General features: G+C 65.1%; 14 protein-coding genes. 12 read left to right on the top strand and 2 right to left on the bottom strand.

Annotated features, from left to right (window positions below):
- Positions 1 to 19: 19 nt before the first annotated feature.
- Entirely contained in the window at positions 20 to 2368 is a 2349-nt protein-coding gene (gene xdhB, locus ACODSU_RS06485) for a xanthine dehydrogenase molybdopterin binding subunit (protein WP_488840945.1), read from the bottom strand.
- Entirely contained in the window at positions 2365 to 3876 is a 1512-nt protein-coding gene (gene xdhA, locus ACODSU_RS06490; protein ID WP_488840947.1) for a xanthine dehydrogenase small subunit, read from the bottom strand. The genes xdhB and xdhA overlap by 4 nt, the downstream gene beginning before the upstream one ends.
- 104 nt (positions 3877 to 3980) lie before the next feature.
- On the opposite strand from xdhA, the gene ACODSU_RS06495 reads away from it, so the two are divergent.
- The 12 genes from ACODSU_RS06495 to dcd all read left to right on the top strand — a co-directional run bounded on the left by ACODSU_RS06495 (position 3981) and on the right by dcd (position 17823).
- The gene (locus ACODSU_RS06495; protein WP_082522392.1) at positions 3981 to 4913 is read left to right on the top strand and encodes a LysR family transcriptional regulator; all 933 of its coding nucleotides are present in this window, start codon (positions 3981 to 3983) and stop codon (positions 4911 to 4913) included.
- A gap of 79 nt (positions 4914 to 4992) precedes the next feature.
- Positions 4993 to 6579, top strand: coding sequence for an ABC transporter ATP-binding protein (locus tag ACODSU_RS06500; RefSeq protein WP_488840949.1), 1587 nt, complete (start codon positions 4993 to 4995; stop codon positions 6577 to 6579).
- Entirely contained in the window at positions 6572 to 7645 is a 1074-nt protein-coding gene (locus tag ACODSU_RS06505; RefSeq protein WP_209817332.1) for an ABC transporter permease, read from the top strand. Before ACODSU_RS06500 ends, ACODSU_RS06505 begins: the two co-directional genes overlap by 8 nt.
- Entirely contained in the window at positions 7645 to 8565 is a 921-nt protein-coding gene (locus ACODSU_RS06510) for an ABC transporter permease (RefSeq protein WP_488840951.1), read from the top strand. Before ACODSU_RS06505 ends, ACODSU_RS06510 begins: the two co-directional genes overlap by 1 nt.
- Positions 8566 to 8674: 109 nt before the next feature.
- Positions 8675 to 9841 carry a BMP family ABC transporter substrate-binding protein gene (locus ACODSU_RS06515; protein ID WP_015012885.1) on the top strand — a complete coding sequence of 389 codons (1167 nt, stop codon included), beginning with the start codon at positions 8675 to 8677 and terminating at the stop codon, positions 9839 to 9841.
- A gap of 119 nt (positions 9842 to 9960) precedes the next feature.
- Complete coding sequence (locus ACODSU_RS06520; protein WP_488840953.1) at positions 9961 to 10944, top strand: aromatic ring-hydroxylating dioxygenase subunit alpha; 984 nt, start codon at positions 9961 to 9963, stop codon at positions 10942 to 10944.
- Entirely contained in the window at positions 10944 to 11996 is a 1053-nt protein-coding gene (locus ACODSU_RS06525; RefSeq protein ID WP_488840955.1) for an adenosine deaminase, read from the top strand. Before ACODSU_RS06520 ends, ACODSU_RS06525 begins: the two co-directional genes overlap by 1 nt.
- A 216-nt stretch (positions 11997 to 12212) precedes the next feature.
- A complete protein-coding gene (locus ACODSU_RS06530) occupies positions 12213 to 13787 on the top strand; it encodes a methyl-accepting chemotaxis protein (RefSeq protein ID WP_110959525.1) in 1575 nt (524 codons plus the stop codon).
- Positions 13788 to 13969: 182 nt separating this feature from the next.
- A complete protein-coding gene (locus ACODSU_RS06535) occupies positions 13970 to 15070 on the top strand; it encodes a BMP family ABC transporter substrate-binding protein (RefSeq protein ID WP_488840957.1) in 1101 nt (366 codons plus the stop codon).
- A gap of 111 nt (positions 15071 to 15181) precedes the next feature.
- On the top strand, positions 15182 to 16465 hold the full coding sequence (gene guaD / locus ACODSU_RS06540) for a guanine deaminase (protein WP_488840959.1): 1284 nt from the start codon (positions 15182 to 15184) through the stop codon (positions 16463 to 16465).
- A 195-nt stretch (positions 16466 to 16660) separates the two neighbouring features.
- On the top strand, positions 16661 to 17128 hold the full coding sequence (locus ACODSU_RS06545) for a hypothetical protein (RefSeq protein WP_488840961.1): 468 nt from the start codon (positions 16661 to 16663) through the stop codon (positions 17126 to 17128).
- A 122-nt stretch (positions 17129 to 17250) separates the two neighbouring features.
- Entirely contained in the window at positions 17251 to 17823 is a 573-nt protein-coding gene (gene dcd / locus ACODSU_RS06550) for a dCTP deaminase (RefSeq protein WP_015012892.1), read from the top strand.
- The last annotated feature ends 116 nt before the right edge of the window (positions 17824 to 17939 follow it).

Below are 17939 nucleotides of genomic sequence, written 5' to 3' on the forward strand. Positions count from 1 at the left end.
GCGCCAGCAGCCCAAAACATCACTCTCCCACCCGCCCCAACGCCCTGAGCACATTCTCCGCAGTCGCCGGCGCTGTCAGCACCACTGGCGCCGCCGCATCCACCCCGCTACGCCCCGCCGCCACCGCATTGCGCAGCGCCTCATACACACTGATCGCCAGCATGAACGGCGGCTCACCCACCGCCTTGCTGCCACCCACGTTGTCCTCCCGATTCGCCTCGGGCCACAGGTGGACGTTGAAGTGCGCCGGGATGTCGCCGGTGGCCGGGATCTTGTACGTGCTCGGCGCGTGGGTGGCCAGATAACCCTTGTCGTTCCACACCAACTGCTCGGTCGTCAGCCAGCCCATGCCCTGCACGAAGCCGCCCTCGATCTGGCCCACGTCGATGGCCGGGTTGATGCTGTGGCCCACGTCGTGCAGGATGTCCACCTTCAGCACGCGGCTCTCGCCGGTGAGGGTGTCGATGGCCACCTCGGTGCAGGCGGCGCCGTAGGCAAAGTAATAGAACGGCCGGCCCGTGAGGGTCGTCTTGTCGTAGTGGATCTTGGGCGTGCGGTAAAAGCCGTCGCTCCACAGCTGGATGCGGTTGGCGTACGCGGCCTGCACCACCTCTTCAAAACTGCGCACCGTCTTGGGCGATATCACCTGGCCGCCCGCAAACCGGATCGCGCCTGCGCCGCAGCCGTCCAGGCCGCAAACGAACGAGGCCAGGTTGTCGCGCACGTTGCGCGCAGCGTACTGGGCGGCGCGGCCGTTCAGGTCGGTGCCGCTGCTGGCGGCGGTGGCGCTGGCGTTGGGCACCTTGCTGGTGTCGCTGGCGGTCACCAGCACGCGGTGCAGCGGCACGCCCAGCTCGTCGGCCACGATCTGCGCCACCTTGGTGTGCAGGCCCTGGCCCATTTCGGTGCCGCCGTGGTTCACCTGCACGCTGCCGTCGGTGTACACATGCACCAGCGCGCCCGCCTGGTTGAACAGCGTGGCGGTGAAGCTGATGCCGAACTTGACGGGCGTGATGGCCAGGCCGCGCTTGATGACCGCATTGCGCGCGTTCCAGTCCGCAATCTCGGCCTGGCGCTGGCGGTAGTGCGAGGTCTGCTCCAGCGTGGGCAGCAGTTCGTGCAGGATGTTGTCTTCCACCGCCATCTGGTAGTGCGTCACGTGGCGGCCACTGCTCGCGTCCTTGCCATAGAGGTTGGCCAGGCGCACGTCCTGCGCATCGCGGCCCAGCGCGCGGGCGATGTCGCCCAGGATCGCCTCGATCACGATCACGCCCTGCGGGCCGCCAAAGCCGCGGAAGGCGGTGTGGCTCTGGGTGTTGGTCTTGCAGCGGTACGACGCGATCTCGACATCGCTCAGGTAATACGCGTTGTCGGCGTGGAACACCGCGCGGTCGGCCACGGGGCCCGACAGGTCGGCGCTGAAGCCGCAGTTGGCGGCCATCTGCAGCTTCAGGCCCGTGATGCGGCCGGTGCCGTCAAAGCCCACGTCGTACTCGTACGCAAACGGGTGGCGCTTGCCGGTGACCATGAAGTCCTCGTCCCGGTCCAGCCGCAGCTTGATGGGGCGGCCCAGCTTGTTGGCGGCCACGGCGGCCCACACGGCCAGGTGCCCGGCCTGCGTCTCCTTGCCGCCAAAGCCGCCGCCCATGCGGCGGCATTCCACCTTGACCGCGTGGTTGTCGATGCCCAGCGCGTGCGCCACCCAGTGCTGCACCTCACCGGGGTGCTGCGTGCTGGAGTAGATCCACCACTGCTTTTGCTCCAGTGGCATGGCGTAGGCGATCTGGCCCTCCAGGTAGAAATGTTCCTGGCCGCCGACTTCAAACGCTCCCTGCATGCGGTGCGCCGATTGCGCGAGGCCCGTGGTCGCATCGCCCCGGCGCACAAACACCGGCGGCAGCACATAGCTTTGTGCCTTCAGTGCGTCCTGAACCGTCAGCACGGCGGGCAGGGGGGTGATGTCGAGCTTCACGGCCCGCACCGCGCGGCGCGCCTGCATGACCGAGTCGGCCACCACCAGGCCGATCACCTGGCCGACAAACTGCACGCTGTCCAGTGCGAATACGGGCTCGTCGTGTCCGAACGCGGCGAGGATCTTGTCGCCCGGCACGTCGGCTGCCAGCACCACACCACGCACGCCGGGCAGGGCCAGTGCGGCGGTGGCATCCACACTGTTCAGGGTGCCGTGGGCCACGGTCGAGAGGATGGGCGCGGCATACAGCGTGCCCTTCACCTCCGGCAGGTCGTCGATGTAGTGCGCGGCGCCCGCCACCTGGGCGCGGGCGCTTTCGTGGATGTGCGACTGGCCCATGGCGGCGCGGGCGGGTGCGGGCAGGGCGGTTTCGGCGATGGTGTGGGGGGCGTTCATACGGCGGCCTCCAGTGTCAAAGTGTCCAGGCTGACCGAGGGCTGGCCCTGGGTCTCCAGCCAGTAGCGCTGCAGCAGGCTGCCCAGCACCTGGCGGCGGTAGGCGCCACTGGCGCGCATGTCGGAGATGGGGCTGAACTCGGCCTGCAGCACCGCAGCGGCGCGCTGCGCGGTGGCCTCGGTCCAGGGCTGGCCGGTCAGTGCTGCCTCGGTCTGCCGCGCGCGGGCCGGTGTGGCGGCCACGCCGCCTGCGCCAATGCTGGCGCGTTGCACCGTGCCGTCCGCGATGTCGAGGTTGAGCACCAGGCACACGGCAGAAATATCGTCGTCAAAGCGTTTCGAAATCTTGTAGGCGCGCAGCTGTTCTTGCGCCGAGGGGCGGGGCACCACAATGCGCACCAGCAGCTCGTCTGCGGCCATCACGTTCTGCCGGTAGCCGGTGTACAGGTCTTCCAGCGGCAGCTGGCGCTCGCCCCGGGCCTGGCTGGCCAGCACCACCTGGGCGCGCAGGGCGATCAAGAGGGGCATGGAGTCGCCAATGGGCGAGCCGTTGGCCACGTTGCCGCCCAGCGTGCCCGAGTTGCGCACCGGCAGCCCCGCAAACCGCGTGGCAAATCGGTGCAGCTGCGGCCACTGTGCAGTGAGGGCCGCAAACGCGTCGGTTAGCGTGACGGCGGCACCGATGTGGATGGCGTCAGGGTGTTGCACCACCTGCCGCAGCTCGGCCGCGCGGGTCACGTCCAGCACCTGGGTGTACTGCTTGTGCTGCTTGGTCACCCACAGCCCCACATCGGTACAGCCCGCCACCACCTGGGCGCCCGGGTGGGCGGCGCGGGCTGCGAGCAGCTCCGGGAGTGTGGAGGGTGCGATATAGGCCGAATCGGCCGCATGCGCTAGTGCACCATGCCGAAGCAGCTTCAGTTTTTGTAGCACTTCGGCCTCGTTGACCGCCATGCCGGGCAGCGATGCCATCTGCTGGGCGGCATCAAGGATGGGGCGGTAGCCGGTGCAGCGGCACAGGTTGCCCGAGAGTTCTTCCTGCGCCAGCTCGCGGGTGATGGGCTGGCCGTGGCAGACATGGTTCTGGTACATGCCGAAGAGGCTCATCACGAAGCCGGGAGTACAGAACCCGCATTGAGAGCCGTGGCACTGGACCATCGCCTCCTGTGCGGGATGGAGCGTGATGGTTTGCTGTGCAGCGGGCGCTGTGTCGCCCACGGGCTGGATCAGCGGATCTTCCGCCAGGTCTTCCACCGTCCACAGTGCCATGCCATCCACCGAATGGGCCAGGCGGACGCAGCTGTTCACGGCGCTGTAGTGCAGCTGGCCATCGCGTTCTTCGCCGAGCACCACGGTGCAGGCGCCGCAGTCGCCTTCGCCACAGCCTTCCTTGGTGCCGGTGCAGCCCAGGTCTTCGCGCAGCACCTCCAGCAGGGTGCGGTCGGGTGGTACATTGCCCAGCGCCACGGGCTGGCCTCGGCGCAGGAATTGCAAGGGTCTTGTTGTCATGACAAACGCCACTTCGATCTTGGATGGAAAGGTTCAGCAGAGGGTAGAACGCAGTACCGTTACCGGCATATGCGCAAGCTTATGGCACCCATGCCCACACCGCTATGAGAGACCACGCCCTTTTCGACAAGATAGACCTCCATCTCATAAGGGTCTTGCACACCGTGCTCACAGAACGCAGCGTATCGAGGGCCGCCGTCCGCCTGGGCATGCACCAGCCGGCGGTGTCGGCTGCGCTCAAGCGGCTGCGCGACCTTTCGGGCGACCCGCTGCTGGTGCGCTCCGGCGCCAGCATGATGCCCACCGATGCCGCGCTGCGCATGGTGGAGCCCGCCGGGGCCATCCTGCGTGCGGCGGAGGCCCTGTTTTCGGATGCGCGTGGGTTTGACCCGCGCACGGCCACCCGCACCTTCCGCGTGGCGGCCAGCGACTACCTCGACCCGCTGTTCCTGCCACAGCTCGTGGCCCGCATCAAGGTCGAGGCGCCTTTGTGTCCCATCGAGATCCTGCCCCTGTCGGCCGACGCGCACTACCACGCGCACCTGGCCCAGGGCGATGTGGACGTGGTGATCGGCAACTGGCCCCAGCCGCCCGACGACCTGCACATGGGCCGCCTGTTTGGTGACGAGGTGGTGTGCCTGGTCGGCAAGGACCACCCTGCCGTGCGGCGCGGCTGGGATGTGGAGAGCTGGCTGGCCGCCGAGCACATCGCGCCCACGCCCACCCACCCTGGCGCGCGGGGCGTGATCGACGCCCACCTGGACAGCCTGGGCATGCAGCGCCACATCACGGCGCGCTGCGCGCATTTCAGCCTCATCCCCAGCATCGTGGCATCGAGCTTGCTTGTGCTGACCACGGGCCGCCAGTATTGCGAGCGGTATGTGGACCAGCTGCCGCTGGCCATCCTGCCGTGCCCGGTGCCGTTTCCCCGGCTCATGTATTACCAGCTGTGGCATGCCCGCACGCACCACTCGGCCGCCGCGGCCTGGCTGCGAGATTGCGTGAAAACCGTGGCTGCTTCGCTACGAAAAGAATAGCTGCTTGGGCATGCTGAACAAGCGCCATGAGGTATTTTCATTCTTATAACAAGTTGTAAAACTGAGAGACAATCCCCGCATGAGTTCTCCCCCCAATCCTTCAGCGCCTGGTGCGGCGCCGCCACGGCTGCAGCTGGTGGGCATCACCAAGCGCTACCCGGCCGTGGTGGCCAACAGCGGCGTGTCGCTCACGGTGCTGCCGGGTGAAATCCACGCCGTGCTGGGCGAAAACGGCGCGGGCAAGTCCACGCTGATGAAAATCATCTACGGCTCGGTCAAGCCCGACGAAGGCAGCGTGTTCTTCAACGGCCAGGCCGTGCAGGTGCGCAACCCGCAAGAAGCGCGGGCCCTGGGCATTGCCATGGTGTTCCAGCATTTCAGCCTGTTCGACACCCTCACGGTGGCCGAGAACGTGTGGCTGGGCCTGGACAAGAGCCTGACGCTGGCCGAAGTGACCAGCCGCATCACCGCGAAGGCCGCCGAATACGGCCTCGACATCGACCCCCTGCGCCCCGTGCACACGCTGAGCGTGGGCGAGATGCAGCGCGTGGAAATCATCCGCGCCCTGCTCACCAACCCCAAGGTGCTGATCCTGGACGAGCCCACCTCGGTGCTCACGCCCCAGGCGGTCGAAAAGCTCTTTGTGGTGCTGCGCAAGCTCGCCAGCGAGGGCTGCAGCATTCTTTACATCAGCCACAAGCTGCATGAGATCCGTGCGCTGTGCACCGCCTGCACCGTGCTGCGGGGTGGCAAGGTCACGGGCGTGTGCAACCCGGCCGAGGAATCCAATGCGTCCCTGTCGCGCCTGATGATCGGCGCCGAGCCGCCTGCGCTGGAGCACCGCGCGGTGCAGACCGGTGCCACGGTGCTGCGGGTGCAGGGCCTGTCGTTGCCGCGTGCCGATCAGTTTGGTGTGGACCTGATTGACCTGCAGTTTGAAGTGAAGGCGGGCGAGGTGGTGGGTATTGCCGGCGTGTCAGGCAATGGGCAAAAAGAGCTGCTCTACGCGCTGTCAGGCGAAGACCAGCGCGCCGAGCCGGCCAGCATCCAGGTGACGGGCCAGAACGCGGGCCGCATGGGCCCGGGCCAGCGCCGTGCTTTGGGCCTGCACTTTGTGCCCGAAGAGCGCCTGGGCCGGGGTGCTGTGCCCACCATGGGCCTGGCGCACAACCTGCTGCTCACCCGCACCAATTCGGTCAGCGGCAGTGGCTGGATCCAGGTGGGGGCGCTGCAAAAACATGCAGCGGACATCATTGCCCGCTTCAATGTGAAGGCGGGCGGCCCCAATGCAGCGGCCAAGTCGCTGTCGGGCGGCAACCTGCAAAAGTTCATCGTGGGGCGCGAAATTGACGCCAACCCGAAGCTGCTCATCGTCTCGCAGCCCACCTGGGGCGTGGACGTGGGTGCAGCGGCGCAGATTCGCGGCTCCATCCTGGCGCTGCGCGATGCGGGCTGCGCGGTGCTGGTGGTGAGTGAGGAGCTGGACGAATTGTTTGAAATCTGCGACCGGCTGCATGTGGTGGCCAAGGGGCATCTGTCGCCCTCGGTGCCCCGCGCCGAGGCCACGGTGGAACGCATTGGCGAATGGATGAGCGGGCTGTGGCATGCCGATGTGCAAGCGCACCTCGCGCAACAGGCCAAGGCAGGGGAGGTGCAGCATGCTTAAGCTGGAACCACGCCCCCAGGCGTCCAAGCTCTGGACCTATGGCTCGCCCCTGCTGGCGCTGGCCTTCACCGTGCTGATCGGTGTGGCCCTGTTCATTGCGCTGGGCAAAGACCCGGTGCGTGGGCTGCAGGTGTTCTTCTGGGAGCCCATCAAGACCCAGTACGCCATTGGCGAACTCATGGTTAAGGCCACGCCGTTGTTGTTGATTGCGCTGGGGCTGGCTGTGTGCTTTCGCTCGAACGTGTGGAACATCGGCGCGGAGGGCCAGTTTGTGATCGGCGCCGTGGTGGCGGGCGGTGTGGCGCTGATGGCCGACAAGACCACGGGCCCCTGGATCGTGCCCGCCATCCTGCTCGCCGGGGTGCTGGGCGGCATGGCATGGGCGGGGCTCACAGCGCTGCTGCGCGACAAGTTCAACGCCAACGAAATTCTGGTGAGCCTGATGCTCGTCTATGTGGCCACGCTGGTGCTGGGTTACCTGGTCTATGGCCCGTGGAAGGACCCGATGGGCTACAACTTTCCGCAGACCAAGACGTTCGAGAAGGTCACGCAGATCCCGCGCCTGATGCAGGGCTCGCGCGTGTCCATCGGCCTGCTGCTGGCGCTGGCTGGTGCCGGGGCGCTGTGGGTGTTTTTGTTCCGCACCCGGGCGGGCTTTGCCCAGCAGGTGGGCGGGCTGGCACCGGCAGCGGCGCGTTATGCGGGCTTTTCGTCGCGCCGCGCGCTGTGGACGGCATTGCTGATTTCGGGTGGTGCCGCCGGTTTGGCGGGGGCGCTGGAGGTGGCTGGGCCCATCGGCCAGCTCACGCCCTATGTGCCAGCGGGCTATGGTTTTGCGGCCATCATCGTGGCCTTTGTGGGGCGGCTGCACCCTGTGGGCATGATTCTCTCGGCCATCCTCATGAGCATGTTCTATATCGGTGGCGAGTTGGCGCAGTCGCGCCTGGGCCTGCCCAAGTCGCTCACCGGCGTGTTCCAGGGCCTGCTGCTGTTCACGCTGCTGGCCTGCGACACATTGATTGCCTACCGCATCCGCTGGGTGGGCACCAGAAAGGTGGTGGCCTGATGGAATCCTACGCACTCCTTATCGGCGCCACACTCAGTGCGGGCACCGTGCTGGCCATTGCGGCCCTGGGACTGCTCATCAACGAGAAGGCGGGCATCGTCAACCTGGGGGCCGAGGGCATGATGCTCTGCGCCGCCATTGCCGGGTTTGCCACGGTGGTCCACACCGGCAACACCTGGCTGGGCTTTGCTGCTGGCATGGCGGCCGGTGCCGTGTTGGCCGCCATCTTTGGTGTGCTGGTGATCTGGCTCAACACCAACCAGTACGCCACGGGGTTGGCGCTCAGCCTCTTCGGCGTGGGCTTCTCTGCCTTTGCGGGCATCAGCTATGTGCAGGCCAAGCTGCCCGAGTTGCCCAAGTACGCGATTCCGGTGTTGGTCGATGTGCCTCTGCTGGGTCCCGCGCTGTTCCGCCAGCACCCGCTGGTGTACCTCACCATGCTGCTGGTGGCGGGGTTGATCTGGTTCCTGTACCGCTCGCGCGCCGGGCTGGTGCTGCGGTCGGTGGGCGAATCGCCTGAGTCAGCCCATGCATTGGGCTACCCGGTGCGGCGCATCCGGCTGGCGGCCGTGGTGGTGGGCGGTGCCCTGTGCGGGCTGGCCGGGGCCTACATCTCCACCGTCTACACCCCGCTGTGGGTCGAGGGCATGGTGGCTGGGCGCGGCTGGATCGCGCTGGCACTCACCACCTTTGCCACCTGGCGCCCGGCACGGGTGTTGCTTGGTGCTTATCTGTTTGGTGGCGTGACCATGCTGCAGTTCCATTTGCAGGCCACGGGCGTGCAGGTGGCCAGCCAGTTGCTGAGCATGCTGCCGTATTTGGCCACCATCGTGGTGCTGGCGCTGATCTCGCGCAATCCGACCTGGATTCGCATCAACATGCCGGCATCGCTGGGCAAACCGTTTTATCCGGGCTCGTGATAGGGATTGCGCACGCGAAAATCTGGTTACCCTGCGGTAGATCGCACCATAATTGATAGTTTCGTCCCCCAACCTTTGCAAGTCTTACTTCTTCGATAAGGAAACCGACATGACTGATCTGCAGAAACGCTCCATGCTCAAGGTGGCAGCGCTCTCCGCTGTGGCCGCTGCCGCCCTCGTGGGTTGTGGCAAGAAGGAAGAACCGGCACCGGCCCCCGCGCCTGCACCGGCCCCTGCTGCAGAAGCACCGGCCCCCAAGCCCGAGCCACTGAAGATCGCTTTTGCCTATGTCGGCCCTGTGGGCGACGGCGGCTGGTCGTTTGCACACGACAACGGTCGCAAGGCCATCGAGAAGGAATTTGGCGACAAGGTCGTGACGAGCTTTGTGGAAAGCGTGCCCGAGTCCGCTGACGCCGAGCGCGTACTGCGCGACCTGGCCGGCCAGGGCAACAAGCTGATCTTCGGCACCACCTTCGGCTACATGGAGTCCATGCTCAAGGTGGCGGAAGACAACAAGGGCGTGAAGTTCGAGCACGCCACCGGCTACAAGACGGCCGAGAACCTGCGCACCTACGACAGCCGCACCTACGAAGGCGCGTACATGGCTGGCATCATCGCTGGCGCCATGACCAAGTCCAACACGCTGGGCGTGGTGGGCTCGGTGCCGATTCCTGAAGTGATCCGCAACATCAACAGCTTCACGCTGGGTGCGCAGTCGGTCAACCCCAAGATCAAGACCAAGGTGGTGTGGGTGAACGAATGGTTCAGCCCACCCAAGGAAACCGAAGCGGCAACCAGCCTGATCAACGGCGGCGCTGACATCCTGTTCCAGAACACTGACTCTCCCGCCGTACTCAAGACTGCTCAAGAGAAGGGCAAGCGCGCCTTCGGCTGGGACAGCGACATGACTGCCTATGGTCCCAAGGCCCACCTGGCATCGGCTGTCATCAACTGGGGCCCGTACTACGTCAAGGCTACCAAGGACGTGCTGGACGGCACCTGGGCTTCGGGCCAAAGCTGGTGGGGCGTGAAGGAAGGCGCGATCGACATCGTCTCCATCGCTGAAGACGTGCCTGCCGAAACCAAGGCCAAGGTGGAAGAAGTGAAGAAGGGCCTGGCCGACGGCAGCTTCAGCATCTGGAAGGGCCCCATCATGGGTCAGGACGGCAAGCCCGTGCTGGAAAAGGACGCTGTGGCCGACGACAAGTTCCTGGGCGGCATCAACTTCTACGTCAAGGGCGTGGAAGGCAAGATCCCCGGCGGCGACAAGAAGTAATTCGCACCGCGTTCATCAGCAGCTCTTGCGGGCTGCTGTGACAAAGGGCCGCCCTGGGGTGGCCCTTTTGTTTTGCAGGCGGTTTTTGCAGCCTGTAGCTTTTCTCAGGAGCAAGGACGATGGTCGAATCAACGTTGTGGCACCCGGTAGCCCTGTCAGAGGCCGTGGCTGCGCAGGCACCGCTGGCCGTGCAATTGCTGGAACAACCCGTGGTGTTGTGGCGCGACAGCGGAGGCGCTGTGCACGCGCTGGCCGACCAGTGCCCGCACCGGGGCGCCCGCCTGTCGCTGGGCCGCGTCACGCCCCAGGGCCAGTTGGAGTGCCCCTACCATGGCTGGCAGTTTGCGGCCGGCGGGCAGTGCACGCATGTGCCCGCACTGCCCAGCTTTGTGCCTCCGGCCACCCACTGCGCTAGGCACTTTGAGACGCAGGAGGCTTATGGCATGGTCTGGGTTCGCATCGCACCGGGTGAGCAGGGGCTGCCAGTGTTTGCGGCGGAAGGGGACGCCCGCCTGCGCAAGCTCAACTGCGGTCCTTACGATGTGGCGGCCAGCGCGCCGCGCATCATCGAAAATTTTCTGGACATGTCGCATTTCGGCTTTGTGCACGAAGGCTGGCTGGGCAGCCGCGAAGCGACGGCCATCGACGACTACCGCGTGGAGCCCACGCCCACAGGCCTGCTGGCCACGGGCTGCAAGGCCTGGCAACCGCAGTCCAACCTGCATTCCACGGCAGCCGCCCAGGTCGAATACACCTACGAAGTCACGGCGCCCTATGCAGCCGTGCTGACCAAGGTGCCCGAGGCGGGCACCACCGCGGTGGAGGGCTGGCGCGAGTCCATAGCCCTGTTCATCTGCCCGGTCACGCCCGTGCGCAGCCGGGTGTGGTTCCGGCTGGCGGTGGCGGATTTTGATTCGCCGGACGAGAAGCTGCAGGCCTTCCAGCACACCATCTTCACGCAGGACCAGCCCGTGCTGGAGTCGCAGATGCCACAGTGCCTGCCACTCGACCTGCGCGCGGAGTTGCATACCGCTGCCGACAAGGCATCATCTGCTTACCGCCGCTTTCTGCGCCAGAGTGGCATCACCTTTGGAGTCCGCTGATGTTCAAGATCCCCCCCATCTCCGCCGAGCGCCTGCCCAGCCTGCTGCGTGCCATGCCCAAGGCCGAGCTGCACATCCACATCGAGGGCTCGCTGGAGCCTGAGCTGATCTTTGCGCTGGCGCAGCGCAACGGGCTGACACTGCCCTATGCCAGCGTGGACGCCTTGCGCAGCGCCTATGCGTTCACCAACCTGCAGAGCTTTCTGGACATCTACTACGCGGGCGCCAGCGTGCTGCTGCATGAGCAGGACTTCTACGACATGGCGCGCGCCTACCTGGGCCGCGCGGCGCGCGACAACGTGCTGCACGCCGAACTCTTCTTCGACCCGCAGACCCATACCGCACGCGGCGTGCCCATGGAGACCGTTATCAACGGCCTGCACCGTGCCTGCCAGGATGCCCGCACCGAACTGGGCATCAGCGCCACGCTGATCCTGTGCTTCCTGCGCCACCTGAGCGAGGAGTCTGCGTTCGAAACGCTGGAGCAGGCCATGCCGCTGCTCGACAAGATCGTGGGTGTAGGGCTCGATTCCAGCGAACTGGGCCATCCGCCCGAGAAGTTTGCCCGTGTGTTCGCCCGCTGCCGCGAACTGGGCCTGCACCTGGTGGCCCATGCGGGGGAAGAGGGCCCTCCCGCCTACATCTGGAGCGCGCTCGATGTGCTCAAGGTCGAGCGTATCGACCACGGCGTGCAGGCCGTGCACGACGCGGCGCTGATGCAGCGCCTGGCGCAAGACCGCATTGCGCTCACGGTGTGCCCGCTGTCCAACCAGAAGCTGTGTGTGTTCCCCAATCTGGCCGACCACAACCTCGGCAAGCTGCTCGACGCCGGGCTGGCCGCCACTGTCAACTCCGACGACCCGGCCTACTTTGGCGGCTACATCAACGAGAACTTCACCCAGGTGTTTGCGGCCACGGGCCTCACGGCCAAACATGCCTACCAGTTGGCGTTCAACAGCTTTGAAGCCAGCTTTGCAGGCAATGCCGACAAGCGGGTGTGGGAGCACAAGCTCAAGGAGGCGTTTGAGCGGTGTGTGGAGCACGATTACTGAGGTGGGCGTAGCCCGCACGGAGGGCCTGTCGCCTGTGCGGCAGGGGGCTGATTTGGGTAAACCCTTAAAATAGTAAGCATTCGTTCGAATTGCGTCCGGCCAAGGCCCACGGGGTGATCCACCACCATGGCCCTTACCCTGCGCCCCTTGAGACCTTGAACAGTTTCTTTGCGGAGTGCACGGGTGCCGTGTTGCCCCCCTTTTTTGGAGCCTTCCATGTTTCTCAGTCAAATTTCCATTGGCAAGCGCCTCACGCTGGTGCTCGGCCTGATCCTGGCGTTGTTTTTTGCCAGCAGCGTGGTGGCTGTGGTCAAGCTCAGCCAGCTGGGCCGAGAGATCGACGCCATGGTCAACGACAACATCAAGACCGAACGTGCTGGCTCGGACTGGCTGCGCCACACCACGTCCGGCGTGCAGCGCGCTGCAGCCATCGCCAAGAGCAGTGACGCCAGCCTGATCCCCTACTTTGCGCCTGCCACGGCGGCGTCGATCCGCGAAACCAATGAGCTGCAGAAGTTCATCGAGTCCAAGATGGACACGCCGGAGAAGAAGCAGCTTTTTGCCAAGGTGGGTGACCTGCGCAAGGACTATTTGGCGGCCCGCGAGGAGGTGAGCAAGTTCAAGCAGGCGGGCGATGCCGAGAACGCCAACAAGGTGTTCACCGAGCGTTTTGAGCCCACCTCCCGCAGTTATCTGGCAGGCGTGCAGCAGATGGTGGACGGCCAGCGCGCCGAGCTGGATGCCGCCGGCAAGCGCAGCGAAGAGCTGCGCGCGCAGACCACACTGCTGCTGCAAATCTGCACCGGCGTGTCGCTGCTGCTGGGCGCCTTGTTGGCCTGGCTGCTGACCACCAGCATCACGCGCCCGCTGCGCCAGGCTGAGGCCATTGCCGAGACCATCGCCAACATGGACCTGACGGGGGCTCCCCAGGCGAGCTACGCCAACGATGAAACCGGCCACCTGCTGCGCGCGCTGGATGCCATGCGCAGTGCGCTGCACCGTTCGCTGCAGCAAGTGCGGGGTGTGGTGGACAGCATCTCCACCGCCAGCACCCAGATCGCGATCGGCAACCAGGACCTGAGCGCACGCACCGAGCAGACGGCCAGCAGCCTGCAGGAGACTGCCAGCTCCATGGAAGAGCTGACCAGCACGGTGCGCCAGAGCGCGGATTCTGCCGTGCAGGCCAACCAGTTGGCCGTGTCGGCGGCGCAGGTGGCCCAGCGCGGGGGTGATGTGGTGGCCCAGGTGGTGACCACCATGGACGAGATCAACACCAGCAGCAAGAAGATCGCCGACATCATCGGCACCATCGACGGCATTGCGTTCCAGACCAACATCCTGGCGCTGAACGCGGCCGTGGAAGCCGCCCGTGCAGGTGAGCAGGGCCGTGGCTTTGCCGTGGTGGCCAGCGAAGTGCGCTCGCTGGCCCAGCGCTCGGCCCAGGCGGCCAAGGAAATCAAGACGCTGATCGGCGTGTCCGTGGAAAAGGTCGAGTCGGGTGCTGCGCTGGTGCAGAACGCCGGCACCACCATGGGCGAGATCGTAAGCTCCGTGCGCCGCGTGACCGACATCATTGGCGAGATCAGCGCAGCCGCTTCGGAGCAGAGCCAGGGCATTGGCCAGGTGAACGTGGCCGTGACCCAGCTGGACCAGATGACCCAGCAAAATGCAGCACTGGTGGAAGAGTCCACCGCCGCCGCCGAAAGCCTGAAAGACCAGGCTTCGCGCCTGGCCGAAGTGGTGGGTGCCTTCCGCCTGGGCGCAGGCCCACAGGCGCTGCGTCTGAATTGAAATGAATGGCGGGGCTCTGTGCGCTGCTGCAGCGCACGCCCACACTTGAATCCTGTTTTTTTTAACCCGGCAGTCTTTGCAACACCGCTCCATGTAGTTTTCGCACAGTCTGACCGTCCCGGTGGCACCGTCGTCCTGCGGTGCTTCCGTTCCATTCCATCAGGGCCATGTAGAGGAACACCATGTACAAAAACCTCGCTGCCACGCTCGTGGCCGCCTGTTTTTTCTCCCCCGCTTTTTCCCAGACCACGCCCGCCAAGGGCAGTGTGACGGAGCCGGTCAAAGCCGGTTTTGTCTATGTCTCACCGATCACCGAGGCAGGCTGGACGCGCCAGCACGACGAAGGCCGTAAGGCCGTCGAGGCCGCGCTGGGCAACCAGGTGAAGACCACCTTTGTCGAGAACGTGGCTGAAGGGGCCGACGCCGAGCGGGTGATCCGCGACCTGGCCGCCACCGGCCACCAGATCATTTTCACGCCCAGCTTTGGCTACATGGAGCCCACGCTCAAGGTGGCGCAGGACTATCCGCAAGTGAAGTTCGAGTCCATCACCGGATACAAGACCACGCCCAATGTGGCTGCCGCCAATGCGCGCTATTACGAGGGGCGCTATCTCGCGGGCATCGCCGCAGGCCGCATGAGCAATACCGGCGTGGCCGGGTTCGTGGCCGGGTTTCCCATTCCGGAAGTGCTGCAGGGCATCAACGCCTTCACGCTGGGCATGCGCTCGGTCAACCCTCAGGCCACCGTCAAGGTGGTGTGGCTCAACGTATGGTTCGATCCACCCAAGGAGCGGGATGCCGCCATGGCGCTGTTCAACCAGGACGTGGACGTGATCGCGTTCCACACGGGCTCCACCGCCGTGATGGCGGCTGCGCAAGAGCGCGGCAAGATGGCCGTGGCCTACCACTCCGACATGCGCAAGACCGGGCCGGACGCCCAGATCGTGGCCGTGACGCACCAGTGGGGCGCCTACTACACCGAGCGCGTGCGCGCTGTGCAAAACGGCACCTGGAAAAGTGCCAACCTGTGGGGCGGCGTGCGCGAGGGCATGATCCGCGTGGGCGACTTTGGGAGCCGCGTGCCAGCGGCCGTCCAGCAAGAGGTGCTCAATGCGCAAAAGGCCGTGGGCGCGGGCAAGCTGCAGCCCTTCCGCGCAGGCAAGGCGCCGGTGCGCGACAACGAGGGGCAGGAGCGCATTTCGGCGGGTCAAGCGTTGACGGATGCCCAGATCCTGCAGATGAACTGGCTGGTGGAAGGTGTGGTGGGCAAGGTGTCCCGCTGATCCTGCTGGGCATGTCGCCCATCGTTATTACTCTCTGCGTTCCCCGAACCCCATAGCCACTATGGGGTGCTGCATATACAAACGGCGCCCCCTGCCGCTAAGCTTGCCGCCATGCCTGTTTACCGTTCCGCCCTTTTGCGTTTTGCCGATGACGGCCGCGCCCTCTATGACGAAGATGGCCTGCTGGCCATTGGCCCGGATGCCCAGGGCCGCCAGCGGGTGCTGGCAGCCGGTGCCTGGCAGACCCTCGCGCCCCAGTTCGCCGGAGAGCCAGTGGTGCATTTGCCGGGGCGCATTCTGGCCCCGGGGTTTGTGGACATGCACATCCACTTTCCGCAGACGGACGTGATCGGCTCGCCCGCCGATGGCCTGCTGCCCTGGCTGGAGAACTACACCTTTCCCCACGAGTCGCGGTTCGTAGACCCTGGCTACAGCGCCCAGGTGGCCGAATTTTTTGTGGCCGAGTTGCTGCGCAACGGTGTGACCACAGCCCTGGCGTTCTCGACGTCTCACCCCGAGTCGGTGGACGCCTTGTTTGCCGAGGCCCAACGGCAGCAGATGCGCCTCATCACCGGCAAGGTGCTGCAGGACCGCCACTCGCCCGACGGTGTGCGCGACGACACCGAGCAGAGCCTGATCGACACCGAGGCGCTCATCCGGCGCTGGCACGGCGTGGACCGGCTCGGCTACGCCATCACTCCCCGCTTCGCGCCCACCAGCACCCATGAGCAATTGCGCGGCGCGGGCGAGCTGGCTGCGCGCTACCCCGATGTGTGGATTCAATCCCACGTGGCCGAAAACCGCGACGAAATCCGCTGGGCGCGCGAGCTGTTCCCCGCCGCACGCAGCTACCTGGGCGTGTACGACGACTTTGGCCTGATGCGCGAGCGTGCGGTGTATGCCCACTGCATCCACTTCGACGACGATGACCGGGCGCTGATGCGTGACACCGGTGCCGTGGCTGCGGTCAGCCCCACCAGCAATCTTTTTCTGGGCAGCGGGTTCTTCGACTACGCGGGGGCCGACCGGGTGGGCTTCGGCTACGGCCTGGCCAGCGATGTGGGCGGGGGCACCAGCTTCAGCCCCTTCCACACCATGCTGGCCGCGTACTACGTGGGGCGGGAGGGCCAGACCAAGCAGGGCCTGAGCCTGTCGCCCCAGCAACTGTGGTGGCAACACACCGCCGGTGCTGCGAAGGCGCTGGGGCTGGCGGGTGTGGTGGGCAATCTGCAGCCGGGCTGCGAGGCCGATTTTGTGGTGCTGAACCCCGAAGCCACGCCGCTTTTGGCGCGCAAGACGCGCCAGGCGCGCAACCTGGATGAGCTTTTGTTTGCGCTGATCGTGCTCGGTGACGACCGCGTGGTGGAGAGGGCAGTGATTGGTCAGGCCGGTTAAAACAAAGCAAGCCCATTGCGCCGGGCCGCAAACGGCCCAAAGTCCTCATGTTTGGCGCCGTACCGCAGAATTGCTACTTCGTCCATACTGCATTTGCAGGATGTATTTGAGCCGAGGACGGCGGCACAGTGTGCTGATGCTGGATGCCGTGCGATGGGCGCGCGGCGCGTGCATTTTTTGTTCAGGGTGAGTTATATGCCTCCAACCAAATATTTGTTTGGCCTGCTGCTGATCGCCTCTCTGTCGCCGATGGCGGCGCTGGCGCAAGACCCACCCAAGGATCCCGCATCTGCGGCCTGCGAGGCTCGGGTTGGTGCGCCGCAATGGCTACCCTGTGGGCCGGATCGGGTATTTACTGAGGCGGAGGTCAAGTCCCTGCTCATCAAGGAGGATGCGATCACCAAGATGGTGGTGACCAGCGGAAAATCCGGTAAGCGATTTTTTGTTCACTTCAAACCAGCCGGAAAGTTGGACTCTGGTCCTGAAGGCGGCACTAACTTTGGCAAGAGCTGGAAGTTCAAGGGCAACCAGGTGTGCCGCGACTACTACCGCATTACGCAGGTGGATTGTGGCGTGTTTGAGTTGCAGGGCTCCACCTTGTACCTCGTCGATGACGACGGGGCGCGGAGCCCGGTAAATGCCCTGGAGTTCGCTAAGCCCTAGCTTGGTTGCCGCGCTCTCTGGCGGCGGCGGTGAAATTCTCAAGCAAAATACGTCTTAGGCGCTGGGGTATCAAGCGCCAGTAGCTATAAAAATCGTAGTATTTTTGCCGAGGAATCTCCAGCATGAGCATCAAGAGCGACAAATGGATCCGCCGCATGGCGGCCGAGCACGGCATGATCGAGCCCTTCGAGCCCGGTCAGGTGCGCGAGGTCGAGGGCCGCAAGATCATCAGCTACGGTACCAGCAGCTACGGCTACGACATCCGCTGTGCGCCCGAATTCAAGGTGTTCACCAACATCCACAGCACCGTGGTGGACCCGAAGAACTTCGACGAAAAGAGCTTTGTCGATTTCGAAGGCGACAGCTGCATCATCCCGCCCAACAGCTTTGCGCTGGCCCGCACGGTCGAATACTTCCGCATCCCGCGCAACGTGCTCACCATCTGCCTGGGCAAAAGCACCTACGCGCGCTGCGGCATCATCGTCAACGTGACCCCGTTCGAGCCCGAGTGGGAAGGGTATGTGACGCTGGAGTTCAGCAACACCACGCCGTTGCCCGCACGCATCTATGCCGGCGAAGGCTGTGCCCAGGTGCTGTTCTTCGAAAGCGACAAGGACGACGTCTGCGAGGTCAGCTACCGCGACCGGGGCGGGAAGTACCAGGGCCAGGTGGGCGTGACGCTGCCCAAGGCCTGACAGTCTCTGCGGCGCGCTGGGTACCCGCCCCGTGGCCAGGGGCGGTGTCCTACAAGCGCCATGCGCCTTGGCTGAAATGCAAGCATCGGTAAGTTTTTTAGCATCGGTGACATGCC

This window comes from Acidovorax sp. FG48, assembly GCF_057809085.1.